Annotated in this window: 23 protein-coding genes and 1 pseudogene; 16 read left to right on the top strand and 8 right to left on the bottom strand. The window is 64.6% G+C overall.

The window, feature by feature from the left end; translation table 11 throughout:
• Positions 1–85: 85 nt before the first annotated feature.
• Positions 86–1,204 carry a 3-deoxy-7-phosphoheptulonate synthase gene (locus V6657_RS24015; RefSeq protein ID WP_048935487.1) on the top strand — a complete coding sequence of 373 codons (1,119 nt, stop codon included), beginning with the start codon at positions 86–88 and terminating at the stop codon, positions 1,202–1,204.
• A 99-nt stretch (positions 1,205–1,303) separates the two neighbouring features.
• Here V6657_RS24015 and V6657_RS24020 read toward each other — a convergent pair whose 3' ends face one another.
• Positions 1,304–2,701, bottom strand: a complete 1,398-nt coding sequence (locus V6657_RS24020; protein WP_053166417.1) for a PLP-dependent aminotransferase family protein — start codon at positions 2,699–2,701, stop codon at positions 1,304–1,306.
• A gap of 327 nt (positions 2,702–3,028) precedes the next feature.
• On the opposite strand from V6657_RS24020, the gene cyoA reads away from it, so the two are divergent.
• The 8 genes from cyoA (at position 3,029) to V6657_RS24060 (ending at position 10,915) form a co-directional block, all read left to right on the top strand.
• Complete coding sequence (cyoA, locus tag V6657_RS24025) at positions 3,029–3,901, top strand: ubiquinol oxidase subunit II (RefSeq protein WP_048935485.1); 873 nt, start codon at positions 3,029–3,031, stop codon at positions 3,899–3,901.
• 3 nt (positions 3,902–3,904) lie between these two features.
• Positions 3,905–5,881 (top strand): cytochrome o ubiquinol oxidase subunit I, encoded by a 1,977-nt coding sequence (gene cyoB / locus V6657_RS24030; protein ID WP_048935484.1) that lies wholly within the window; start codon positions 3,905–3,907, stop codon positions 5,879–5,881.
• 2 nt (positions 5,882–5,883) lie between these two features.
• The gene (gene cyoC, locus V6657_RS24035) at positions 5,884–6,522 is read left to right on the top strand and encodes a cytochrome o ubiquinol oxidase subunit III (RefSeq protein ID WP_048935483.1); all 639 of its coding nucleotides are present in this window, start codon (positions 5,884–5,886) and stop codon (positions 6,520–6,522) included.
• On the top strand, positions 6,519–6,905 hold the full coding sequence (cyoD, locus tag V6657_RS24040) for a cytochrome o ubiquinol oxidase subunit IV (protein WP_048935482.1): 387 nt from the start codon (positions 6,519–6,521) through the stop codon (positions 6,903–6,905). The genes cyoC and cyoD overlap by 4 nt, the downstream gene beginning before the upstream one ends.
• 244 nt (positions 6,906–7,149) lie before the next feature.
• On the top strand, positions 7,150–8,232 hold the full coding sequence (locus V6657_RS24045; protein ID WP_048935481.1) for an ABC transporter substrate-binding protein: 1,083 nt from the start codon (positions 7,150–7,152) through the stop codon (positions 8,230–8,232).
• 10 nt (positions 8,233–8,242) lie between these two features.
• On the top strand, positions 8,243–9,157 hold the full coding sequence (locus tag V6657_RS24050; RefSeq protein ID WP_048935480.1) for an ABC transporter ATP-binding protein: 915 nt from the start codon (positions 8,243–8,245) through the stop codon (positions 9,155–9,157).
• Positions 9,154–9,942, top strand: coding sequence for an ABC transporter permease (locus V6657_RS24055; protein WP_048935479.1), 789 nt, complete (start codon positions 9,154–9,156; stop codon positions 9,940–9,942). The genes V6657_RS24050 and V6657_RS24055 overlap by 4 nt, the downstream gene beginning before the upstream one ends.
• Before the next feature lie 46 nt (positions 9,943–9,988).
• Positions 9,989–10,915, top strand: a complete 927-nt coding sequence (locus V6657_RS24060) for a transporter substrate-binding domain-containing protein (RefSeq protein WP_048935478.1) — start codon at positions 9,989–9,991, stop codon at positions 10,913–10,915.
• A gap of 22 nt (positions 10,916–10,937) precedes the next feature.
• Here the strand turns inward: V6657_RS24060 and V6657_RS24065 are convergent, their stop codons facing one another.
• From V6657_RS24065 to V6657_RS24075, 3 genes and pseudogenes are all read right to left on the bottom strand, one after another.
• On the bottom strand, positions 10,938–11,582 hold the full coding sequence (locus V6657_RS24065; protein ID WP_048935477.1) for a methionine ABC transporter permease: 645 nt from the start codon (positions 11,580–11,582) through the stop codon (positions 10,938–10,940).
• 88 nt (positions 11,583–11,670) lie between these two features.
• Positions 11,671–12,438, bottom strand: a pseudogene (locus V6657_RS24070) (ATP-binding cassette domain-containing protein); the annotation flags it as partial.
• A gap of 44 nt (positions 12,439–12,482) precedes the next feature.
• The gene (locus V6657_RS24075; RefSeq protein WP_048935476.1) at positions 12,483–13,304 is read right to left on the bottom strand and encodes a MetQ/NlpA family lipoprotein; all 822 of its coding nucleotides are present in this window, start codon (positions 13,302–13,304) and stop codon (positions 12,483–12,485) included.
• A gap of 209 nt (positions 13,305–13,513) precedes the next feature.
• Between V6657_RS24075 and V6657_RS24080 the strand changes: the two genes are divergently transcribed.
• The 6 genes from V6657_RS24080 (at position 13,514) to V6657_RS24105 (ending at position 19,516) form a co-directional block, all read left to right on the top strand.
• Positions 13,514–14,857, top strand: coding sequence for an LLM class flavin-dependent oxidoreductase (locus tag V6657_RS24080; protein ID WP_048935475.1), 1,344 nt, complete (start codon positions 13,514–13,516; stop codon positions 14,855–14,857).
• A gap of 62 nt (positions 14,858–14,919) precedes the next feature.
• Positions 14,920–16,137 (top strand): acyl-CoA dehydrogenase family protein, encoded by a 1,218-nt coding sequence (locus V6657_RS24085; protein WP_048935474.1) that lies wholly within the window; start codon positions 14,920–14,922, stop codon positions 16,135–16,137.
• A 22-nt stretch (positions 16,138–16,159) separates the two neighbouring features.
• Positions 16,160–17,515: an LLM class flavin-dependent oxidoreductase gene (locus V6657_RS24090; protein WP_048935473.1), complete on the top strand. Its 1,356-nt coding sequence runs from the start codon at positions 16,160–16,162 to the stop codon at positions 17,513–17,515.
• A 175-nt stretch (positions 17,516–17,690) separates the two neighbouring features.
• Positions 17,691–18,224: a fatty acid desaturase gene (locus V6657_RS24095; protein ID WP_274923401.1), complete on the top strand. Its 534-nt coding sequence runs from the start codon at positions 17,691–17,693 to the stop codon at positions 18,222–18,224.
• A gap of 16 nt (positions 18,225–18,240) precedes the next feature.
• Positions 18,241–18,702 (top strand): fatty acid desaturase, encoded by a 462-nt coding sequence (locus V6657_RS24100; RefSeq protein WP_274923402.1) that lies wholly within the window; start codon positions 18,241–18,243, stop codon positions 18,700–18,702.
• Positions 18,689–19,516: a PhnD/SsuA/transferrin family substrate-binding protein gene (locus V6657_RS24105; protein ID WP_048935472.1), complete on the top strand. Its 828-nt coding sequence runs from the start codon at positions 18,689–18,691 to the stop codon at positions 19,514–19,516. Before V6657_RS24100 ends, V6657_RS24105 begins: the two co-directional genes overlap by 14 nt.
• A gap of 241 nt (positions 19,517–19,757) precedes the next feature.
• Here the strand turns inward: V6657_RS24105 and V6657_RS24110 are convergent, their stop codons facing one another.
• On the bottom strand, positions 19,758–20,240 hold the full coding sequence (locus V6657_RS24110; RefSeq protein WP_082170289.1) for a GtrA family protein: 483 nt from the start codon (positions 20,238–20,240) through the stop codon (positions 19,758–19,760).
• Between the two features lie 308 nt (positions 20,241–20,548).
• On the opposite strand from V6657_RS24110, the gene V6657_RS24115 reads away from it, so the two are divergent.
• On the top strand, positions 20,549–21,625 hold the full coding sequence (locus V6657_RS24115) for a methyl-accepting chemotaxis protein (protein WP_048935471.1): 1,077 nt from the start codon (positions 20,549–20,551) through the stop codon (positions 21,623–21,625).
• A 106-nt stretch (positions 21,626–21,731) separates the two neighbouring features.
• Here V6657_RS24115 and V6657_RS24120 read toward each other — a convergent pair whose 3' ends face one another.
• Genes V6657_RS24120 through V6657_RS24130 form a run of 3 tightly spaced genes read right to left on the bottom strand, consistent with a single transcriptional unit; the run spans position 21,732 to position 24,913 of the window.
• A complete protein-coding gene (locus V6657_RS24120) occupies positions 21,732–22,880 on the bottom strand; it encodes a sigma-54 dependent transcriptional regulator (protein WP_048935470.1) in 1,149 nt (382 codons plus the stop codon).
• A gap of 24 nt (positions 22,881–22,904) precedes the next feature.
• Positions 22,905–24,107 carry an acyl-CoA dehydrogenase family protein gene (locus V6657_RS24125; protein WP_048935469.1) on the bottom strand — a complete coding sequence of 401 codons (1,203 nt, stop codon included), beginning with the start codon at positions 24,105–24,107 and terminating at the stop codon, positions 22,905–22,907.
• Entirely contained in the window at positions 24,104–24,913 is an 810-nt protein-coding gene (locus tag V6657_RS24130) for an ABC transporter ATP-binding protein (protein WP_048935468.1), read from the bottom strand. Before V6657_RS24130 ends, V6657_RS24125 begins: the two co-directional genes overlap by 4 nt.
• Positions 24,914–24,924 lie beyond the last annotated feature (11 nt).

Consider the following 24,924-nt stretch of genomic DNA (forward strand, 5'->3'; position numbering starts at 1 on the left):
TCGTTCAGTTAAGCATTGTCATCCCATCTGTCGTCAATTTCCTGCACCATGCGGGGTGACAGAAATGACGTAATAGGTGACGACGATGATTCGTATCGATAATCCCCAGCATGACCAAGAGGTTGGAGTGGCAGATGCCACCCAGGACACGACCCGTATTGACGATGTGCGGATTGGTGCCGTCCGGCCGCTTATTTCTCCGGCGCTTCTGCTTGATGAGCTGCCTGTTTCGCCCGATGTGCAAGCCCATGTCGAGGTGAGTCGAGCGGCCATCACCAACGTTCTGCAAGGCCGGGGCGATCGCCTGATCGCTGTGGTGGGTCCGTGTTCGATCCACGATCACGACCAGGCCATCGAATACGCGCATCGGCTGAAAGCGGCAGCACAGCGCATGCGAGACGATCTGCTGATCGTCATGCGCGTGTATTTTGAAAAACCGCGTACAACCGTCGGCTGGAAGGGCTATATCAACGATCCGCGGCTTGACGGTAGCTTCCGCATTAATGAAGGGTTGCGCCGCGCGCGTGAACTCCTACTGGAGATCAATGCGCTGGGGCTGCCCGTTGCTACTGAGTTTCTTGATCTGCTGAGCCCGCAGTACATTGCGGACCTGATTGCATGGGGTGCGATTGGGGCGCGAACGACTGAAAGTCAGAGCCATCGGCAGCTTGCCTCCGGGCTGAGTTGTCCCATCGGATTCAAGAACGGCACAGATGGTGGCGTCCAGATCGCGGCGGACGCGATTTTGGCTGCGCGCGCCAGTCACTCGTTCATGGGCATGACGAAGATGGGGATGGCTGCGATTTTTGAGACGCGCGGCAACAATGATGCTCACGTCATTCTTCGCGGTGGGAAGAAGGGGCCGAACTATGATGCGGCAGCGGTTGAAGACTGCTGCAAGATTCTGCGGACGGCTGGGCTGCGTGAGCAGGTGATGGTGGATTGCTCGCATGCAAATTCCGGGAAGTCGCATGCACGTCAAGTCGACGTGGGTCGTGACGTGGCGCATCAACTGTCTTCAGGTGAGCGGCGCATCATCGGCGTCATGATCGAGAGCCATCTGGAAGAGGGGCGCCAAGACCTGAAGCCCGGCGTACCCCTGCAGCATGGCGTGTCGATTACGGATGCGTGTCTTGGCTGGTCCCAGACGGAACCCCTGCTGGAGGAGCTTGCCGCGGCGGTACGTGCACGGCGGGGTAGCTAATCGCTGTACGTTGCAACGATGACGCGCGCGAGCTGCGCGTCATCGTTGCCGATAAGCGCGTGCTGGACGTGTCGCAAGGGCACGCTGCTTGATGAGCGACTAGACCACGACTTGGTGATAAGCAGGCTTGCGCTCGAGCAACGTAGCGAGTTTGCGGAGCGCAAGCGACAGCTCGGCCTTGTCCTGTACGCCGCCGAGGGAAATACGAATGGCATTGGGCGGCGTCGGGCCATTGTAGAAAACATCCGACGGCGTCACCCGCAGAGCCTCCGCCAGGGCGGCTTTGGTCAACTGTTCCGCCGACCAGTGATCGGGAAGCGTGTGCCAGACGTGGATGCCCGTCGGTGGCAGTTGCCCGATGCCGCTCAACCACCGGTTTGCAATGTCTTTCCGTGCGCGGGCTTCGGTGTGGATGCCTTCGAGCAGTGTCTGCGCCGAGCCGTCGTGGATCCATTGCGTCGACAAGGCCACGGCCAGCGGCATCGACATGAGCGCGAACGAGCGCAGCGCGGCGAGGAACCCCTCGCCAGTGACCCCATCTTCGGGCAAGAGCACGTAGGCGGTGCGCAAACCTGGGCTCAGTGTTTTCGAGAGCGTCGCCACGTAGCAGGTCAGTTCGGGGGCAATGCTGGCGATGGGCGGCGGTGCATCCGTCGATAGTAGCCAGTAGGGGTCGTCCTCGATGATCCGCGCCTTGTATTTCGCCGCGACCCGCGCGAGTTCCTTGCGGCGCGACATCGGCATGGTGTGCGTGGTCGGGTTCTGCATGGTCGGGTTCAGGTAGATCAGCCTGACGCCACCAGTGCACGCGGCCGCCAGCGCGTCCGGCCGCATCCCGGCGGCATCGCACTCGATGGCCACCACCTTGCGATCGAGCTGCAGCGCTGCCGAGCGCAGCCCGGGGTAAGCGAGGGGCTCGGCCGCGATGCTATCCCCAGGACGCGTCAGGCTCTGGATGAGCGCGGCAAGCGCCGCCTGCGCCCCTGGGCACACCACGACTCTGGACGGTTCGATCGGGCCCATCATCTGCCCGAGCCAGCGCGCACCCGCGACCCGGTCCGCGGGGCTCCCGCCGCCCAGGTGATACGTCATCAGCAGATGCGGGTCACTGCGCAGGAGAACCTGGGAGAGCCCGCGACGCAGCATGTCGTCAAAGTCGACCTGCGCGGGCGGGGGCGGCACGTTCATGCTCATGTCGACCACGGCGGCAAGCTCGGCCCGTGGTGCAGCGATGAAGGTGCCGAGCGCGCCTTTGGCGTCGACCAGGTTGCGCCGCTTGGCCTCGGCATACGCCCGCGTGACGGTGGTCAGGTCGACGCCAAGCGTTTTGGCCAGATCGCGCTGCGGCGGCACGCGGTCGCCCGGTCGCAATCGCCCGTCACCAATGGCTTGCTCGATGTAATTGACGATCTGCTGATACCGGGCGCCACGCCCTGGGGTGATTCGCAATGCCCATTGACCCGTGGGAGCATCGGCCGCATCTTGCATGGATTTCATTGCCAAAAATTACGTTCTTGTATGGGTTTTGTCTTCGATTAGCATGCCAGACATCGCCACAGGAATCCATACATTCAGCGGTATCAGCATCAGCAGGGCGCCCAGCTGCAATTCACGATTGCGGGCAAGCGCAGCCAGTGCGTGTACGTGAATCTTCCGGAGTAGGGATGCCTGGTGGCGGGTCACAACTCAGGTCATCCGAAGATGCACAACTCGATCGCTTGGCGCACAGGTGAGCCCCCCAGTCCTGCGCGCCCCTCAAGACAGGCTTTGACATCCCCGCGCCGGTTCGGCGCACTCGCGCTCGGCATCCTGGCGAGCACGCTCATGAGCGGATGCACGCTCGAACTGCTGTCGCCCAAGGGCAGCGTCGGTGAGCAGGAAAAAACGCTGATCCTGGTCTCGCTGGGCGTGATGCTGCTGGTGGTCATTCCGGTCATCGTGCTCACGCTCTGGTTTGCCTGGCGGTACCGCGAATCCAACACGCGCGCCACCTACGCGCCCAAGTGGTCGCATTCGACAGCCATTGAAGTGGTGGTGTGGGGCATCCCATGCCTGATCGTCGCCTGCCTGGGTGTGTTGATCTGGGACACCACGCACAAGCTGGATCCTTACCAGCCGCTGACCGCGCAGGTCGAGCCGGTCGAGGTGGACGTTATCGCGCTCAATTGGAAGTGGCTGTTCATCTATCCGCAGTACGGCGTGGCGTCGCTCAACGAGCTGACCATCCCGACCGGCACGCCGATCAATTTCCGCCTGACGTCGGAATCGATGATGAACGCGTTCTTCGTGCCGCAGCTCGGCAGCATGGTCTACACCATGGCCGGTATGCAGACGCGTCTGCATCTGATTGCCGATCACCCCGGCACTTACCTCGGCCAGTCGGCTGCCTACAGCGGTGCGGGCTTCTCCGACATGCACTTCAAGACCCTCGCCACCTCGCGCGCGGAGTTCGATGCGTGGGTCAGCCGGGCGAAGGCGTCCGGCAAGGTGCTCGACCGCAACGCCTATCGCACGCTCGAGCAACCCAGCAGCAAAGACCCGGTCACGCTGTATGGCGCTGTCGCCCCCCGGCTGTTCGACGGTGTCGTCGACAAATACATGCTGGCCAACGGCCAGGTCTGCCGCGCAGATGGCTCCGAAGCACTGTTGGCCGCCAGGCCCGCCGTGCCGGCATCCGTCTCCCGCACGGAGCAATAAGTCATGCTAGGAAAGCTCAATCTTCAAGCCATTCCACTGCACGAGCCCATCATCATGGTGGTGATGGTTGCTGTGCTGCTCGGGGGTGCCGCACTGGTGGCGGCCATCACGTACTTCGGCAAATGGAAGTACCTGTGGACCGAATGGATCTGCTCGGTCGACCACAAGAAGATCGGCGTCATGTACATCATCATGGCGCTGATCATGCTGCTGCGAGGCTTTGCTGACGCCATCATGATGCGCGCCCAGCAGGCCATCGCTTACGGCGATGCTGCGGGCTACCTGCCGCCGCACCACTACGACCAGATCTTCACCGCGCACGGCGTGATCATGATCTTCTTCGTGGCCACGCCGCTGGTGCTCGGCCTGATGAACGTGATCGTGCCGCTGCAGATCGGCGCGCGCGATGTGGCCTTCCCGTTCGTCAATTCGCTGAGCTTCTGGCTCTCGGCCATGGGCGCGGTGCTGGTCATGCTGTCGATGTTCGTGGGCGACTTTGCCGCCACGGGCTGGGTGGCCTATCCGCCGCTGTCCGAGCTGGGATACAGCCCGACACCCGGAGTCGACTACTACATCTGGTCATTGCAGATATCCGGCCTGGGTACCACGCTCACCGGCATCAACTTCATCGTCACCATCCTGCGCATGCGTGCACCGACGATGGGCCTGATGAAGATGCCGGTGTTCACCTGGACGGCGCTGATCACCAACATCCTGATCCTGGCGATCTTCCCGGTGCTGACCGCCACGCTCGCGCTGCTCACGGCTGACCGCGTGCTCGGCATGCACTTCTTCACCAACGAGCTGGGCGGCAACGCCATGATGTACGTGAACCTGATCTGGGTGTGGGGACACCCCGAGGTCTACGTGCTGATCCTGCCGGCCTTCGGTGCCTTCTCGGAGATCATCGCCACCTTCTCGCGCAAGCCGCTGTTCGGCTACAAGTCGATGGTGTACGCCACCTCGTCGATCGGCGTGTTGTCGTTCTTCGTGTGGCTGCACCACTTCTTCACCATGGGCTCGGGGGCCAACGTCAACGCCTTCTTCGGGATCATGACGTCGATCATCTCGATCCCCACCGGCGTGAAGCTGTTCAACTGGCTCTTCACGATGTATCGCGGCCGCATCCGCTACCACTCCGCAACGCTGTGGACGATCGGCTTTATGGTGACGTTTGCCGTGGGCGGCATGACCGGCGTGCTGCTGGCTGTGCCCGGTGCCGACTTCGTGCTGCACAACAGCCTGTTCCTGGTGGCGCACTTCCACAACGTGATCATCGGCGGCGTCGTGTTCGGCTGCCTGGCCGGCATCAGCTTCTGGTTCCCGAAGGTGTTCGGTTTCACGCTCAACGAGCGTTGGGGCAAGATTTCGTTCTGGTGCTGGCTGGTGGGCTTCTTCCTGGCCTTCATGCCGCTGTACGTGCTCGGCTTCAAGGGCATGACGCGCCGGATGAACCACTATGCCAACGTCGACTGGCATCCGTATCTTGTGGTGGCACTGGTGGGCGCGGCTGTCATCGGCATGGGCATCCTCGCCATGCTGGTGCAACTGGTGGTGAGCATTCGCGACCGCCACCAGAACCGCGACCTCACCGGTGACCCTTGGGATGCTCGCAGCCTGGAGTGGTCGACCGCCTCGCCCGCGCCGTTCTACAACTTCGCGCACGTCCCGACCATCACGTCACTCGAACAGCACTGGGACGACAAGGAATCCGGCAAGGCCTGGAAGCAGCCGGACCGCTACGAAGACATCCACATGCCGCGCAACACGGCGTCGGGTTTCATCGTCTCGTGCTTCGGCCTGCTGCTGAGCTTTGCGGTGGTCTGGCACATGTGGGCGATTGCGATTGCCGGCCTGGTCGGCGCCATCGCGACCTTCATCCTGCGCAGCTACGACCGCGACACCGACTACTACGTGCCGGCCGCCGAGGTCGAGCGCATTGAGCGCGCCCGCTACGTCCAACTGCAGAACGCTGCCTGAACATGACTGCTTCACTCGCCCCCAACGTCGGCGCGGCCGGGCAGGGCACCGCCCACACCCACGCGCACGATCACGCCCATCACGACGCCAGCACCAACACCACGCTGGGCTTCTGGCTGTACCTGATGAGCGACTGCCTGATCTTCGCCGTGCTGTTCGCCACCTTCGGCGTGCTGTCGGAGAGCACCGCCGGCGGCCCCAGCGGACGCCAGCTTTTCGAGCTGCCCTTTGTGTTTGCCGAAACCATGCTGCTGCTGGTCAGCAGTTTCACCTTCGGCGTCGCCATGCTCGACCAGAGCGAGGCTGCTCGCGGCCGCGTGGTCCGCTGGCTGCTGGCCACCTTCGTGCTGGGTGCGGCCTTCGTCGGCATGGAGCTGTATGAGTTCGCGCATCTTTTGCATGAAGGCGTAGGCCCCGGCGTGAGCGCGTATCTGTCGGCGTTCTTCACGCTGGTTGGCACGCATGGTTTGCACGTGTCGTTCGGTTTGCTGTGGATCCTCGTGATGGTCCACCAGGTGCAGCGCTTCGGGCTGGACAGTGTCACGCGCCGGCGGCTGGCATGCCTGAGCCTGTTCTGGCACTTCCTGGATCTGGTCTGGATCTGTGTGTTTACCTTCGTCTACCTCCGGGAGTTCGCATGAGCACGTCCCAACTGCATGCCACTCACGTGCTGCATGCCGATACGCCCGCCGTGCACGGCAGCCTGCGCAGCTACATCTTCGGGCTGATTCTGTCCGTCGCCATGACCGCCGCAGCGTTCGGCGTGGTCATGTACGGTGGGCCGTCGTCGGCCACGACCACGGCGGCGATCGTCGGGCTGTGTGTGGCGCAACTGCTGGTCCAGCTGGCGTTCTTCCTGCACTTGGGTTTCAAGCCTGGCCAGCGTAGTAACGCCGGCATCTTCATCTGCACGGCGCTGCTGATCGTGATCGTGGTCGCCGGGTCGCTATGGGTGATGCACAACGCCAACCTCAACATGATGCCGACCAGCATGTCAGTCGAGCGGGCGCGCGCGAAGGATTGATGGCGTGCGCGGGAAGGCGCGGAAGGAGGGGAGAGGTCACTTCGTGTCTAGCCTTCTCGGCATGCGCAAACCGTGCTGCCGAACGCAAGCGAGAGCATTGCGGTATGCGCGCGCATAAGCCCATGCTTTTTCCTTCGTTGGCGCGCGCACAGGTTTCCCCAATACTAAGTCGTCGCGTCTTGCGGCGCGTTGAGGTATTGGCGTGCCGTTAGCCCCTTGCACGTCAAACTCGATAGAACCTCCGATGTCATCCCGCGCTCCCCAACGCACTTCGCGCCGCCGTGCGCTCAAGCAGCTCGCTTCACTTGCCGCGCTGGGCAGCGCGGGTCTGGGCCTGACGGCCTGTTCGCGCAGTGGCGATGGGTCGGCCGATAAATCAGCTGGTGTTTCGGGTGGCGGTCCTGCTGTCATCAAGCAGGCGGGTGACAAGGTCCGCTTCAAATATCCGGATAACCCATCGTTCGACCTGATCTACCTGGCCGATCAACTGGGTTACTTCGATGGCACCAACACGCGCCCCAAATACATCGGCAAGGTGGCTGCGCCGCAGATCATCCCGTTGGTCGGTACCGGCGAGATCGACTTCGGCTCGCGCATGGTGCCCCTGGTGATCTCCGCCTATGCCAGCGGTGCCGACATCAAGGTGGTGGCTGCCGGTGGCAAGACGTTGGAAGAAGCGCCGCACATGAAGTACTTCGTGCGCAAGGATTCTGGCATCCGCCAGCCCAAGGACCTGGAAGGCAAGACCATTGGCTTCAACAGTTTTGGCGCGTGCGCCGAGTTTGTGACCAAGACCTTCCTGCGGCAGAAGGGCGTGGACGTCAACAAGGTCAACTTCGTGGTCATCCCAGACGACCAGGCCGAACAGACGCTGGTGTCCGGCAATACCGATCTCGCCATCATCCACGCGCCGTTCTCGGGCCGTGCGGACCACGCGCAAAGCCTGGTGCGACTGTGGAGCGACTACGACCTCGACCGTGGTCTGGGTGGCATGTCGCCGTACAGCGCGCACGGCAAGTTCATCCGCGAGCAGCCTGAGGCGGTGCGCGACGTGGTGACGGCGCTGGCCAAGGCCGGCAACTGGGTTAACGCCAACCCGGAAGATGCACGCAAGCTGGTCTCGCAGCGCATCAAGCTGGAGTTGCCTTTCGTCGATCGCTTTGCCTATGTGGATGACCTCGTCATCACCGAGCCGCCGATCCAGTACTACATCGACGTGCTGGAGCGCGAAGGCAAGCTCGCCAAAGGCAAGGTGGCTGCGCGCGACATCTACACCAACCAGTTCAACCCCTACGCGACCGGCGCCGCCGCATCCGCAAAAGCCTGAAGGTGCCGTCATGAGCAGCAAGATCGTGGCCCGTGGCGTGCGCATGGATTACACCGTGCGCAACGACGCAGGGCAGACGGAAGAGGTTGCCGTGCTGCGCGATTTCGACCTCGACATCCGAGACGGCGAGTTCCTCTCAGTACTGGGGCCTTCGGGCTGCGGCAAATCGACTTTCCTCAGCATCCTGGCGGGGCTGACCGAACGCACCGGCGGCAACATCCGCATCGACGGCCATGCGCTGGCGGGCATCAACCCGCATCAGGGTGTGGTGTTCCAGGGCTATGCGCTGTTTCCGTGGCGCACGGTGCTGGAGAACATCGAAGTCGGCCTGGAGATCCGCGGCGTGCCTAAGGCGGAGCGCCGCCGCATCGCGCAGGAGCATCTTGAGCTGGTTGGCCTGACCGGTGCCGGTGCGCGCTATCCGCACGAGATCTCGGGCGGCATGAAGCAGCGCGTGGCGATTGCCCGCTCGCTGGCCTACAAGCCCGACGTGCTGCTGATGGACGAGCCGTTTGCCGCGCTCGACGCGCAAACGCGCGAGATCCTGCAGGGCGAGCTGCTGCGCATCTGGGAGCAATACCGCAAGACCATCGTGTTCATCACCCACAGCCTGGATGAGGCGATCTTCCTGTCGGACCGCATTGCCGTCATGACGCGGCGCCCCGGTACCGTCAAGCGGATTCTGGAAATACCGCTGCCGCGTCCGCGCCTGCCTGAGCTGCGCAATTCCGAGGCCTTCGTCGCGCTGCGCCAGCAGGCGTGGGACATCCTCAAGGACGAAGTGCAGTTCGCCAACCCGAGTACCACGCCGCGCCCGCTGGGCGCCACGGCTGACCCACGCGAGCGCGCCGAAGGCGAAGTGGTACATCGCCCCACGCAACACGACACCCCTGGCGAGACCGCCATACCGGAGGCAGCTCGATGAGCGCGCGCAGATTAGCTGTCCGCCTGGGCGATCGCGCACTCGGCCTGGCCGGCGTGATCGGGTTCCTGCTGCTCTGGGAGTTGGTGCCGCGTCTGGGTATCGTGAGCGACGCCTACCTGAGCCCACCCTCGCAGGTGGTCGATGCTATCTGGCAGCTTGCGCACAGCGGGGCGCTGCTCAAGCACGTGGCGGCCAGCCTGCAGCGCTCGTTGTGGGGGCTGTTGCTGGCGATCGGGCTGGGCGTGACGCTGGGCCTGCTGATGGGCTGGTTTACGCGCTTTGAAGCCATCGTCGATCCGATCCTCCAGCTCTTCCGGCAGACCTCGGCGTTTGCGTTGTTTCCGGTGTTCATTCTCTTTCTGGGCATCGGCGAGCTGTCGAAGGTGGCCATCATCTTCTGGGCGTCGTTCTGGCCGGTGCTGCTGAGCACGATCGGCGGGGTGCGCCAGGTGGACAAGCTGCTGATCCATTCGGCCCGGTCGATGGGGGCGTCGAACCTGTTCGTGTTCCGCAAGGTGGTGTTGCCCTCGGCCACGCCGTCGATCTTTACCGGCATCCGGCTGGCGGGCACCTATTGCGTAACCGCCCTGGTGGCGGCCGAGATGATTGGCGCGCATTCCGGGTTGGGCTTCCTCACGCTGAACTCGCAGGAGGTGTTCCAGATTCCGACGATGTACGCGGGCATCCTGCTGCTGGCCTTGCTCGGGCTGGTGCTGAACACCATCCTGGCGCGGATCGAGCAGCGTCTGACCCGCTGGCGCAAGGGGCTGACGCTCAATGCCTGAGCCGGCGCAAGTATGGCGCCGGCCAGCTTTAACGGGCGGTGCACGCGTGCCGTCCAAGCGGCGCCGGTCGCTGGCGGCCGCAGCTGTGGCTTTTGCTGCAACAGGCGCGCTGGCATGGTTCGGTCTGCCAGTCCTCATCCACGATGTGCCCCACGTGCCCGAGCGTTTTCCGGCGCCTATACAGGCGTGGCTGGCGCAACATCAACCCGAGCCTGACTGGACGGCGCTGCCGCTAGGCCCCGCGTTGCGCGAGGCACAACGCCGCGGCGAGTTGGTGGTTGCCGTGCGCGCCTACGCACGCCCTGCGCCGCCCGGCGTGCCAACGCCCCTCGGGCCTGACAGTTTCGATGCTGATCTGGCGCGCACGCTGGCCCAGCACCTGCAACTCAGGCTGCGGCTGATCGGCGTGCCGGCGGATGGCCATCTGCCGGACGATGCCCCTGTCGATCTGGTGATGGCCGGCGCTGGCGCGGCGCCGGCGGCATGGCAGCCTGTGCCCACCGCCTATACCGGCGGGCAGGGCGCCCTGGTGGTGTTGCGCAACACGGTGTATCGAACCACCGACGATCTACACGGGCGCAGTGTCTGCGTCCCCCAGGGCAGCCCGTACGCGGCGGCGCTGGTTGCACGCCATGGCGCTGTGCCTCAGGCATACCCGTCGGCCATTCGCGCCATCTGGGCATTTTTGTCGGGCGACTGCCAGGCGCTGGCCGATGACGAGCGCGTGCTCGAGCGGCTGGTGCGGTTGCCCGAATGGCGCTTCTACCGAACGCTGGAGCAGGGCGTGGCGCCCGACAACGGCCAAGCGCAGATTGCCCTGCGTAGCCCGGACCCCGTCTCAGCCGCGTATCTGGACCAGGCAGTGCGCTTCTGGAAGACCAGTGGTGCGCTGGCCCGGGCGCGCGAACAGCGCGCGGGCGATATCGTCTTTGAGGTGGCGCAATTGCAGGATGGTCTGGTCTGCCACAACTAGGCTTGGGCGGGATGGGGGCCGGTCAAAGACGATGATCAAACCGGCGCGCCAGGCGTTCCCCGCCCAGTTGCACCAGCGTCACCAGCACAATCAGGATGGCGATCACGTTGAACATGACCGCGGTTTCGTAGCGCTCATAGCCGTAGCGGATGGCCAGATCGCCCAGGCCGCCTGCACCAACCGCGCCGGCCATCGCAGAAGCGCCGATCATGGCGATGACCGTGACGGTCGCACCGCCAACGAGGGCCGGTAACGCCTCGGGCAACAGCACATGGCGCACGATGTGCCAACGGCGGCAGCCCATGGCACGCGCGGCCTCCACCAGGCCATGATCGACCTCGTTCAGCCCCACTTGCGAAACGCGCGCGAAGAACGGGATCAGATGGGCGCTCAGGGGCACCACCGCTGCCCAGGTGCCCATCGTGGTGCCGACAATCAGCCGCGTGACCGGCAGCATGGCCACCAGCAGGATGATGAACGGGATCGAGCGGAAGGTATTGACCAGTACCGACAGCGTCCGATGCAGACGGGGCTGTGGCCGCAGACCGCCCGGCGCCGTCAGCGTGAGCACGATGGCCAGCGTCAGGCCGACGACAAAGACCACCAGGCATGCACTGCTGACCATCAGCAGCGTCTCGCCCAGTGCGCGCAGGTATTTTTCAAGCATGGGCGTAGGTGCGTTCGGATCGGTCTTGGGGGTGCGTGTGCGGGGCCCGCGCAACCGATGCGCCATCGGCCGAAGCGGCCCATCGCTGGCGCAACGGGCGCAGCAGCGCCAGCGTGGCTTCGGCGTGGGGGGCGGCAAAGACGTGGTTGACGGTGCCGTGTTCGACCACGCGGCCGTGATCGAGCACCAGCACGCGATCGCAAGCATCGCGGATCACCGCCATATCGTGCGTGACCAGCACCACCGTCAGTGCAAGGCGGTGGTTGATGTCGCGCAGCAGCGCCAGGATCTGCTCCGTGGTCTCGGGGTCCAAGGCGGAGGTGGCCTCGTCGCACAGCAGGATCTCCGGCCGATGCACCAGCGCACGGGCGATGCCCACGCGCTGCTTCTGGCCGCCCGACAGCTTGGCCGGATAGACGTGCGCCTTGTCCGCGAGGCCGACCAGTTCAAGCAGCTCCGTGACGCGAGCGGCGATGGCATCGCGCGGCACGCTCGCCACGCGCAGGGGCAGGGCCACGTTCTCGAACACGGTCTTGGCCGAGAGCAGGTTGAAGTGCTGAAAGATCATGCCGATGCGACGGCGCAGCGTGACCAGGCCGTCTTCATCCAGGGTGCTGATATCGGCACCGTCGATGCGGACCTGCCCGGCATCGGGGCGCTCGAGCATGTTGATCGTGCGTAGCAGCGTCGATTTGCCCGCGCCGCTGCGCCCGATGATGCCGAATACCTCGCCGCGGGCAATGTTGAACGAGATGCCATCGAGTGCCAGCGCACTCGCCCCGGGATACGTCTTGTCGACACGCTCGAATGTGATGTGCGGCGGGCGGTCTGGCAATGCGGTGAGATGCGTCACGATGCGGGCTCTGCGAAAGGCGGCCGGGCGTGCCCCCGGCCCTGGTTTCAGAATGCCGGGATCACCGAGCCTTGATATTTGCTCAGGATGAACTGCCGGACCTCTTCCGACTGATAGGCCTTTACCAGCGGTGCCACCCACGGGGCGTTCTTGTCTTGCTCGCGCACGACAATGATGTTCACGTACGGGTTGTGCTCCTTTTTCTCCACTGCAATGCCGTCGCGCGTGGCGATCAGGCCGGCCTGGTAGGCAAAGGTGTTGACGATGGCGGCGGTATCCACGTCCGGCAATGAGCGCGCCAGCACCACCGAGGCGCTCTCCACCCATTCGAGCTTCTTCGGATTGGCGGTCACGTCAGCCAGCGTTGCCGTGCCGGTATACGGGTCGAAGCCGTCGCGCAGCTTAATCAGGCCGTGGTCACGCAGGATGACGAGCGCGCGGGTCTGGTTGCTCGGGTCATTCGGCAGGCCGATACGGGCGCCGACCGGCAACGCCTCGAGCGACTTGTATTTGCGCGAATAGAAGGCGATGGGCGAGATGAGCGTATTGCCCACCGTCGCCAGCTTGTAGCCGCGCTGCTTGATCTGGTCGCGCAGGAAGGGGATGTGCTGGAACGCGTTGGCATCCAGGTCGCCGTTGTTGAGCGCCTCGTTCGGGCTGGCCGTGCCGGTGATGACGATGGGCTGCACCTTGAGCCCCTGCTTCTCGGCCACGCGGGTCACCACTTCCCAGATTTCTTCATCGACACCGCCGCGCACGCCGACCTTGATCGGCTTGTCAGCCGCCAGTGCGGGACCGGCTCCGAGGGTGATGGCGGCCATAGTGGCCATGGTGGCCAGAAGTGCTTGGAGGAGCGAGCGTCGTTTCATGGTGATGGTGATGTTCTGGACAAGGAAGCGAGTTGCCAGTCTAGGGTGGGGCGGTCTGATGGGTCCAAGAACAAAACCGAGCTTGCAAATTCATCGGATGCGGCTGCCCCGGGCGCGTGGGCAATCCGCATATCGAACCAAGGATTGCTTCGTTAGCGCTGTGCGGCAGGGCCGGTAAGGTGACTGCTTGTCCATGAGCGGAGCACGCCGTGAGCGACTCGCACGTCCGCCAGCTGCATCTGAACGTCAACATCCTGCACTCCGGTTTTGTGCCGTCTGCCTGGCGGCTTGCCGAGAGTGACCCTGCTGCGTTTGTCGACGTGCAGCACTATGTGAACGTGGCGCGGATTGCGGAATCTGCCAAGTTCGACGCCGTGTTCCTGGCCGACAACGCGGCCATCGTCGATCAGATCCATTTCCGGCCCATCACCGCGCTGGAGCCGACTGTGGTGCTGGCCAGCATTGCGGCGGCGACCACGCACATCGGCCTGATCGGCACGGCCTCCACCAGCTACAACGAGCCCTACAACATCGCCCGGCGCTTCGCCACGCTCGATCACGTGAGTGGCGGGCGTGCGGGCTGGAACGTGGTCACGACGGCGGATCTGCCATCGGCACGCAACTTCGGTCTGGATGCCGTGCCGGACCATGCCGAACGCTACGCGCGTGCAGATGAGTTCACGGGCGTCGTCAAGGCGCTCTGGAACAGCTGGGCAGACGATGCCTTTGTCGGCGACAAGGCCGGCGGGCGCTTCGTGAATGCGGACAAGGTGCAGCCGCTTGCCCATCGTGGCGCGTTCTTCCGTGTGCATGGGCCGTTGAACCTGCCGCGCTCGGCGCAAGGGCATCCGGTGCTCGTCCAGGCCGGTGCTTCGTCGGATGGCCGCGAACTGGCGGCGCGTCATGCCGAGGCGGTGTTCTCGGCAGCGCAGAGCTTTGACGAGGCGCTGGCTTACGCGCACGGCCTCAAGGCACGCGCGCAGGCACTGGGGCGCGGTGCGGAGGCGATCCGCGTGCTGCCGGGCCTGACCACCATCCTTGGCGCCACCGAGGCGCAGGCACGCGCGCGGCGCGATCAACTGGTCGACCTGATCCCGTGGGACTACAGCCTCACGCGGTTGGCCGGCATCCTCGGTATTCCCGTGGATCGGCTCCAGCTCGACGCGCGCCTGCCAGACGATCTGCCGCTGCCCAACAACGGCAATGGCAATCACACATTCTTTACCGTCACGCTGGCCCTGGCGCGCAAGCAGGGGCTGACCGTGCGCGCGCTCATCCGCGAACTGGCCGGCGGCGGTGGGCACCGTGTCCTGGTCGGCACGCCCGAGCAGATCGCAGACGAGATCGAACACTGGTTCCGCCATGGCGCGGCCGATGGCTTCAACCTGATGCCCGACGCGCTGCCCGGCGGGCTGCAGGATTTTGTCGATGGGGTTGTGCCCATCCTGCCGCGGCGCGGGATCTTCCGCACCGACTACGCAGGCCGGACCCTACGTGAACACTTCGGGTTGGCGCGGCCAGCCAGTCAGGCGGAGACACGCGCTGCCGCATAGGCGCATAGGCACGTTCGTTCCCCCCCCCCCGTTTGCCAATCAACCCATATCGTTTTGACCTTATGAACACACCACGCGATCTCCATCTCCATCACCGGCTTCAGGATGCCATTGCCGCGTTGCCGGCCCTGGCCGAGCGCATTGGTGAAGATGCTGCCGCGCGCGAGGTGCGGCGTGTATTGCCGTACGAGGGCTTCGCGCGCTTTCGCGAGTCTGGGCTGGGTTTGCTGCGGATTCCTGCGGAGTGGGGCGGGCTTGGTGGGTCCCTCGTTGATCTGTTCGAGACGGTTACCACGCTGGCTGCGCACGAATCGAACGTGGCCCACGCGCTGCGCATCCACTACGACCTGACGGAGGTGATCCGCCTGTCGCCGCTCACGGCGTTCCACCAGACGCAGCTCGATCGGCTGCTGGCCGGCGCCATCTTTGGCGGTGGCTCCACCGAGCGCGGTACGTCGCGCCCGGGGGAGATCACCACCACGCTCCAGCGCGAGGGTGAGCACTACCGCCTGAGCGGCCGCAAGTACTACACCACCGGCACGGCATTTGCCGACTATGGCCGTTTCAACGTGCACGACGAGGCGGGCGCCGATCTGCAGATCATCATCCCCGTGGCGCGCACGGGGGTGCAGGTGGTTGATGACTGGGATGGCATGGGCCAGCGCATGACCGCCAGCGGCAGCATCGTGTTCGATCACGTGCAGGTGCTGGCCGACGAGGTGGCCTCGCGCATCGCCAGCACGCTGGTCGGGCGCCATACGGGTGCGCTGCGCCAGTTGCACCTCGTGGCTGTGGCGGCCGGCATCGTGCGCAATGTGGTGGCCGATGCGCAGCGGTATGTGGTCAACCACGGGCGGCCAGTGCTGCACAGCCCCGCCCCCACGGCGCGCGACGACCACTTCATCCAACAGGTGGTGGGCGACCTGGCGGCGCACAGCCATGCCATCGACGCCTTGGTGCGCGAGAACGCGCGCGTGCTGGATCGCTCGTCCGAAGCCATCCGCCATGATGCAGCCGACGCCGACGCGCTGGTGCTGGAAGGCGCACTGGCCACGGCGAAGACACAGTTGGTGGTGAGCAAGCTGGCACTGCATGCCGCGCAGCAATTGTTCGAAGCCGGCGGCGCCTCGATGACCGCGCGCACGCACAATTTTGACCGGCACTGGCGCAACCTGCGCACGATCTTCAACCACAACCCGTTGCTGCACAAGGCGCGCGTGGTAGGCGCCTACCACCTGACCGGCGAGACGCAGCACCTGAAGGAAGGCCGCATTTTCTGAACTGTCGATCGGGAGATTGTCCATGGCACGACGCACTGACCAACTGCGCCTTGGCGCGTTCCTGTACCCAGGCGGACACCATATTGCCGCCTGGCGACATCCCGATACCCAAGCCAACGCGGGCATCGACTTCCAGCACTACGTTGCACTGGCGCGCGCTGCCGAGGCCGCCAAGTTCGATTTGATCTTCCTGGCCGACGGCGTGGGCACACGCGGGGACGATGTGGCCTTCCTGAGCCGAACGGCCCATAGCTACCAGGCCCAGTTCGAGCCGATCACGCTGCTGTCGGCGCTGGCGGCGGTGACGGAGCGCATCGGGCTCGTCGGTACGGCCTCGACCAGCTTCAACGAGCCCTACCATGTCGCCCGCAAGTTCGCATCGCTCGATCACATCTCCGGCGGCCGGGCAGGGTGGAACCTGGTCACCTCGTCCAGCGAGTACGAAGCACTCAATTTCAACCGGGACCACCACTTCGCACATGCCGAGCGCTACCAGCGCGCGGAAGAGTTTGCCGATGTGGTGACGGGCCTGTGGGACAGCTGGGACGACGATGCCTTCCTGTACGACAAGGCGGGCGGCCAGTTCTACGATCCGTCGCGCCGGCATGTGCTGGGGCACAAGGGCACGCACTTCAGCGTGCGCGGGCCGCTCAACGTGGCCCGCACGCCGCAGGGGCATCCGGTCGTGGTGCAGGCAGGCTCTTCCGAACCAGGCAAGGAGCTTGCCGCCCGCAGCGGCGAGGTTGTGTTCACCGCGCAGCAGACGCTCGCCGATGCCGTCGCGTTCTACGCCGATCTGAAGGGCCGGCTCGCCCGATATGGGCGTGCGCCCGACGATCTGAAAATCATGCCGGGGGTGTTTCCGGTGGTGGGGCGCAGTGAGAGCGAAGCGCGCGAGAAGTTCGAGGCACTGCAATCGTTGATCGATCCGGTGGTCGGCCTGGCACTCGTTTCCGGGCTGACGGGCGTCAACCTGTCGGGTTATCCGCTCGATGGCCCGATTCCAGAACTGCAGGCAACGAACGGCAGCAAGAGCCGGCAGGCGCTGATGCTCGACCTTGCGCGGCGCGAGCAGCTCACCATTCGCCAGCTCTACCAACGCGTGGCAGGTGCGCGCGGCCACTGGCAGGTGATTGGCACGCCGGAGCAGATTGCCGATGCGCTGGAAGAGCGCTTCCTGGCGCATGGCGCAGACGGCTACAACGTCATGGCGCCCATCCTGCCCGGTGGGCTGACCGACTTCATCGAACTCGTACTGCCCGAACTGCGCCGGCGCAACCTGTTCCGCAGTGAATACGCCGGCACGACGTTGCGCGAGCACCTGGGGCTGCGTCGCCCCGAGCATCCCGCACGGGCCCAGGCGCAGCAGGTGGCCTGAGCCGCAGATGCGCTCCACGTCACGGTAAAGAACCGTTCCAAGGAATCAAAGACGTTTTCAGGCGCCATGTGCGCTGGGCTGCAGCACCACATATCGTTATCGGCAATCCTTCGTTCCGGTCATGCAGGGTGGGCACGTAATCTGTGCCTTCATTCCACAGCGCGAGCGCACATGCATGGCCACCTACCTTGACGACCGACAGCGCGCGGAGCTTGCGCATGCCGCCCGTCACTGGGTATGGCGCACAGAATTGCCGACATGGTTGCTGATCGCAGTGGTGTATTCGGCTTGGTTTGGCGTTGCCACACATGCGCGTCAGCTTGGGTTGCCGCTGGCCTGTGTGCTGCTGACGCTCTGCACCACGTGGTACCTGTCGTTGCAGCACGAACTGCTGCACGGCCACCCGACACGCTTGCCGTGGCTCAATGCGCTGCTGGGCGCCGCGCCGCTCGGCATCTGGCTGCCGTATGGCCTGTACCGGCGCTTGCATCTGCAGCACCACGAGGCTGAGCTGACGCATCCCGACACCGACCCGGAGAGCTACTTCCTCTACGCTGTCGATTGGCATGCCGCCAGCCCGGCGACGCGCAAGCTGTATGCCGTACGCAATACGCTGGCGGGGCGGATGCTGCTGCAGCCTGCGTTCTCGATCCTGGCCGTGGCTGCCGACGCCTTCGCAACGCTGCGCGCGGGTGATGGGCGCGGGTGATGGGCGCGACAGGTGCATGTGGATCGCCCATGGGCTCGCGGTGGTGGCACTGCTGACATGGCTGCAAACGTCTTGCGGCATGCCGGCGTGGCTGGTGCTGGTGGGCGTGGCCTACCCGGCGCTGTCGCTGGCGGCGATCCGTTCCTTTCAGGAGCATCGCGCCGGCGGTGCCCACGCGACCAGCAGCGTGATCAACGAGGCCGGGCTGGCGTGGCGGCTGCTCTTCCTCAACAACAACTACCACCTCGTGCATCACGACCTGCCTTGCGTCCCCTGGTTTGCATTGGCGTGGGTCTACCGCCGCCGTGCCGGCGACTACCTCGCGCGCAACGGCGGGTTCCACGTGCGCGGCTACTGGGAATGGCTGAGCCGCTATGCGTTGCGCGCAGCAGCACCGGTCGCGCATCCGTTGTTCCATGGCCCGACCGACCGGTATACCTACGCGGCACATCCTGATGGTGACTATGGCAAAGCTTGAGCGCTGGGCCGCGGCCCTCCCGATGTACAACGTGTCGCCCGCGTTGCGCGACGATTGGTCCACGCTGATCGAGCGCACTGCCCAGGCATTGGGCCGCGGCAGTGCCCCCGTGATGCTGGACACAGTGGACCCTGGCGAAGGCCCCGATGCGCTGCACGCGTTCTGGCGGCGCGACGACATGTTGCTGTCGCAGACGTGCGGCTATCCGCTGATCCGTGGGCTGGCATCGCAGGTGCGGTTGATCGGCGCGCCTCGATTTGCGGTGCCCGGCTGCCACCATGAGGAGTACAGCAGCGCGCTCGTGGTGCGAGCCAAAGATGGCCCCGCCACGTTGGCCGCATGCCGGGGCGCGCGCGCCGCCTGCAACAGCCTCGATTCGCACAGCGGGATGAACGCGCTGCGGCACGCCGTGGCACCGCTGGTGCGCGGCGGGCGGTTCTTCGGTGCCGTGGTGCATACGGGCTCGCACCTACGGTCGCTGGCGGCTGTCGCGAGTGACGAAGCCGACGTTGCAGCCATCGATTGCGTGACGTTGGCCTTTGCCGCCGAGCACAGGCCGGAACTGGTGGCGGGGCTTCGGCAGATCGGCTCGACACGGCGGGTGGCCGGCCTGCCGTTCATCGCATCGCGCCGAGCCGACGATGCACTGGTGGCACGCGTGAGGCAGGCAATGTGCGAGGCCTTGCGCGATGACGCCGACCTGCGCTCCCGACTGCGGCTGGAAGACATCGTGCCAAGCACGATGGCGCACTACCGGCCCATCGCCGTGATGGCGCGGGAGGCGTGCATGCGTGGGTATGGTGAATTGAACTGAGGCTTCCGCAGGCATGCGCCATGTAGCCGAGTTACGTGGTCGATACCGCGCCTCGCTTGGCGGGCGTTTGGCTCTGTCAGGCCAGCCACACGGTCAAGCGAGTAGGTGCATCTTTGGCTCTCATACGAGAATTAGAACAATTTCATCCCGGAAAAACCTTCCGTAGACGGGCGCAGTGCTAGCGGATCGCGTGACCGCAGACAGTACTGGAAGACGGCAATGCCACCCAGCATCGCCAGAATCATAGTAGTGATAGGGCTTCAAAGTGCTCGAGAGGGTCGCTGAGCGCCGAAATCGGTGAGGATGGCAGTGTCGTGCTGAGCGCCACGCCATCGCGGAAGGTCCAGTACCGGTGCGCCAGGAAGGCGAGCGTGGCCGACAGGGCGGAGGCACACATTTGTGCAACCAGGTAGTACAGGCCCAACCGCAGGGCGACTGCCATGATGGCGGCATTGCATCCCACGGCCATGACCGCCACCAGGGCAAAGCGAATCATCGCGTTCACGTGGCCGCGGGCGGTCTGAAAAACCGCGCGCCGGCTGATCACGTAGTAAAGCCCTGCACCGATCGCGTTACTGATGACGGAGGCACGCCAGACCGGCACATTGGCGTGCACAAGCCCGAATAGGGTAGCGTAGTGCACCAGCGTCGCACCGCTGCCGAATCCGACATAGCGGACAAACTGCTCCACCATGGCAAGAAGATGCTGCCGAGGGGTTTTCATGCGCGCGCTCCTGTTCCCGGATTCGGTGATTGCATCGTGCAATTCCCATACCAGGGGTTGCACACGGCCGGAGAGGGGGGCAGGGCGTACAACGATGCCGCCCAATGACGGCAGGATGGTGCGCGCAAGCAATGCACCATGCACGTTCGTGATGCATCGCATTGCCTGGAGTGCGCGGTTTTCGTGCAACCGACCCCGCTAGCTTGTGCAGCCCCGCGTTGGCACATATTTCGCATGTGGCCCGACAACAAGCACATCCAGCTCCTGCGCGGCGCATGCGGGAGCCCAACGCGTGGGGGCGTTATCCAATGGCAAGCGCGGAGCGCATCGTCGAGTTGTCACACCATGTTGGCCGCATCGCCAACCACAAGATTGCCGGTATTGCCGAAATCAACCGTGAAACCAAGTTCCTCGCGCTGAATGCGCTGATTGAAGCTGCACGTGCCGGCGAAACGGGCCGCAGCTTCAGCGTCGTGGCGAATCAGGTCAAGCACGTGTCGGAACGCATTGCTGGCATCACAGGTGAGTTGACGACCGAACTGGCCGGCTCGATCGTCGAGCTGACGCAGTTGGGCGATGCCATGATCCATAAAATGCGCGGTCAACAAGGCCAGCGCCTAACGGACATGGCGCTCAACATGATCGACATCGTCGACCGCAATCTCTATGAACGCTCCTGCGACGTGCGCTGGTGGGCGACCGACGCGGCCATTGTCGAAGCAGTCAGCCGTCCCGACGGCGATGCGGCTGCATTCGCCAGCAAGCGGCTTGGCATCATCCTCAACAGCTACACGGTATACCTGGACCTGTGGGTCATCGACGCCGAGGGGCGGGTGATTGCGAACGGCCGGCCGCAAACCTACCCTGGGGTGCGTGGCCGAGTCGTGTCAGGTGTGGATTGGTTCAAGCGCGCATTGGCAACCGCGTCGGGCGATGCGTATGTGGCACACGACATCACCGTCTCGCGGACGCTTCAAAACGCCAGCGTAGCCACCTACGCCACCGCCATTCGCGAAGAGGGTCGGGCCGACGGTGCACCGCTCGGTGTGCTTGCCGTGTTCTTCAACTGGGCACCCCAGGCCGAGACGGTGGTCAAGAGCGTGCGGGTCTCTGCCGAAGACTGGCAGCGTACACGCTGCCTGCTGCTCGACTCCAGCTACCGTGTGATCGCGGCTTCGGATGGCAAGGGCCTGTTAAGCGAGAGATTTCCATTGATGGCCGGTAACGCATCGACTGGGTGCTATGAAACGTCGGATGGCACCCAGGTCGCCTTCGCGCGTACCCCTGGCTATGAGACCTATCCCGGCCTGGGCTGGTACGGCGTGATCGTGCAGAAGCCTGAGCAGGTGCCAGGGCTCCCGGCATTGAGCACGAAGAATCGTTGACAGGGCGTTGTCCAAATCAGGCGCCCGATGCGTGGGCGAAGGCTGACGCGCCCCCGGAGCCGGTACCGCCACGTTCCGATGCTCTGGTCGCTACGTTTTCAAGTCGTCAGAGCTTGTCCTCGCAAACGGCCGATGCGGTAACAAGCGGGCCTCTGCGTGACGCACCAACTTCGCCCAACCGAACAAGACGGGCGCGGACTACGTTGCGGCTCACGCCGAGCAGGCGCGCGGCGTCGCTCTGACTGTAGTGGCAATACCGGAACACCTCACGGAACAAGGCATCCTCGACAACCTGGTAGACATCGACCACGTTGGCGTTGCAAAGCTGCTGGATGGCTTGCTGCAGCAAACCTGTCTCATCGGTGGTGCCGGCCGTGGCCGGTTGCGTAGGTGAACCAGTGGTAGCGTGGGCTGAGACTTGAGGGGTTTGTATCGCGTGCGAGTTGGAGGCCCGATTCGACAGGCGCAGGGTGCTGGCGTCGATGATGTTTCCGTCGCACAGCAGCAGGGTCCGGTGGATGACGTTTTCGAGTTCGCGCACATTCCCATGCCAGGGCGCGGCCGTCAGCAGGCGTTCGGCCTCGGGCGTGAGGCTTGCGCGCGGATGGCCCAGCCGCTTGCTGTAGAGATCGATGAAGTAGCGTGCGAGCGGGACGATGTCGCCAGGCCGTTCCTTGAGCGTGAGGACGTTGAGGCTGACTACGTTTAGCCGGTAGTAGAGATCCTTGCGAAAGCGTTTTTCCTGCACCAGCGTTTCCAGATCAACCGTGGTGGCCGCCACGATCCGCAGGTCGACCGGAATGGGCGTTCGCCCGCCCAGGCGTGTGATTTCGCGCTCCTGCAACACGCGCAGCAGCTTGTTCTGCACGGGCAGCGGCAGGTCATTGACCTCATCCAGAAAGATGGTGCCGCCGTTGGCCTGCTCAAACCAGCCGACCTTCGTGCCAAATGCGCCTGCAAATGCACCGTTTTCGTGGCCGAACAACTCAGCGTCGACCAGCGCATCGGAAAACGCGCCGCAGCTCACCACCACGAAGGGTCCATCCTTGCGCGTGCTGTGGTTGTGCAGGTGGCGGGCGATCAGTTCTTTGCCCGTGCCGGTTTCGCCGGCAATGAGAACGGTGGCATCGCTCGGCGCCACCTGCTCGATTTCATCGAGCAGCGCCCGTGAGCGTGGGTCTTCAAAGATCCACGCGGGTGCGCTGGTCTGGGGCGCGCGGCCCAGCGGCGGAGGCCATACAGGGAACGTCGCCATGATTGCCCATGCAGTTCAGGAGTGTCAGGAATAGAAGGAAGGTTCCGGCAGCGCACCGTTCAGGGCCCAGTCGCCAAGTTCGTGCAGCTTGTAGTCGACCGGATTGTGCAGCGTTTGCGTGCGCAGGTTGCGCCAGAAGCGGTCGAGCCGCAGCGCGCCGTGCGTGGCACGTGCACCAGTGGTCTCAAACATGCGGCTGCTTACCTCCAGCCCCACACGCGTGGCGGCCACCTTGGCTGTGGCCACGGCCACGGCCACGTGCCCACGTTCGTGTGCACTCAGCGCGGGGCCTTGCGCCCAGGCGTCATCGAACAGGGTGGCGGCCCGCTGTGCCAGCAGCCGCACGCTTTCCAGGCCGACAAAGAACTCACCATAGTGGGCCAGCGTGTATGGGTCCTGGCTGGCGCGCTCGGCACCGGAGCGATGCCATGGCCGCGCTTCATGCAGCGTGTAGTGGCGGGCCTGCTCGAATGCACCTTCGCCCAACCCCAGAAACACGTGTACGAAAACAAGCTGGGCCAGCAACGGCCTGAGCGCAGAGAACGGCGTGGTCAGCGGCCCCGGATCGCGCAGCAGCTCGTTTTCTTCCACACGCACCTTTTCGAAGAGGGCGCTGCCGCTGTCGGTCTGGCGCTGGCCGAAGGCGTTCCAGTCGTCATTGATGGTGATGCCGGCGCGCGCGGTGGGCACCGCTGCAATGAGCAGCTTGCGGCTGTGCTCGTCCAGCCCCGAGGCGATCAGCATCTGCGAATCGAGCGCGCCGGAGCAGAAGCTCTTCTTGCCCGAGAATTCGTACCAACCATCGAACCGGCGCACGATGGTGCGGTCGTCCAGGGGGTTGAGCGCGTTGCCCCAGAACCAGTTCCTGCGCGCGGTCTGCTCATACCACGGCTCCCACTGGTCGGGCCGAGCGAACAGGCGCACGGTGGCCAGCAGCAGGTGGTGAAAGCCGTAGACATGGGCGATTGAGCTGTCGACCTTCGCAAACTCGCGCACGGTATCGAGCGTCTCGGCCCAGGTGGCGCCTTGGCCGCCGTAGTGCTTGGGAATGGCCAGCGACAGCAGGCCGCTTTGCCGCAATGCGTTGCGCTCGGCCAGTGGTGTGCCGCCCGCGGCGTCACGTTCCACAGCCGTGTTTGCGAACTCGGCGGCGAGTGATTTGGCCGACTGCCGGATCGGCACCGCCGGGGCTTGGGTTTCAGGAAAGATGACCGTCTCAGTCGTCATGAAAATTGGGAATACTGGGTAGAGGCCGGCAACGCCAGCGCCGGTGCGTGCCCGGCAACGTCACGGCCGAAATAGAAATGCTGGATGTCTTCGCGCTGGCGCAGTTCGTCGGCGCTACCTTCCAGCACTGCGATACCGGCCTCCAACACGGTGGCGCGGTCCGCATACTGCAGGGCCACCGTGGAGTTCTGCTCCGCCACCAGGATCGACAGCCCTTCGTCGCGGTTGAGCTGCCGCAGCCGCGCGAAGATGTCTTGCACCACCAGAGGCGCCAGGCCCATCGACGGCTCGTCGAGCACCAGCAGGCGTGGGCGTGACATCAGTGCTCGACCAATGGCCGCCATCTGCTGCTCGCCGCCGGACGTGAGGCCTGCTGCCACCCGGCGCCGTTCCTGCAGGCGCGGAAAGATGGCGTACACCCGTTCCAGATCCACAGCCGTTTCTGCGCGCGAAGCATCACGGCCCAGCGCGCCCGTCACCAGATTGGCTTCGATCGACAGATTGGGAAAGCAGCGCCGCCCCTCCAGCACCTGCACGAGCCCTAGGCGCACAAGCTGTGCCGGCGTGGTGCGGGCTACATCGCGGCCGTCGAAGCGGATGGTGCCAGCCGTGATCTGACCACGCTCAGCCGGCAGCAGATTGGAGACCGCTTTGAGCGTGGTCGACTTGCCTGCGCCGTTCGCGCCCAGCAGCGCATGTATTTCGCCGCGGCGCACGGTCAGGCTGACGTCGTGCAGGGCGACGATGGCGTTCTGGTAGGTCGCCTCCACGGCGTCCAGTTGTAGCAGCACGGCGGGATCGCTCATCGCGCTTGTCC

The organism is Ralstonia sp. RRA, assembly GCF_037023145.1.
Lineage (GTDB): Bacteria > Pseudomonadota > Gammaproteobacteria > Burkholderiales > Burkholderiaceae > Ralstonia.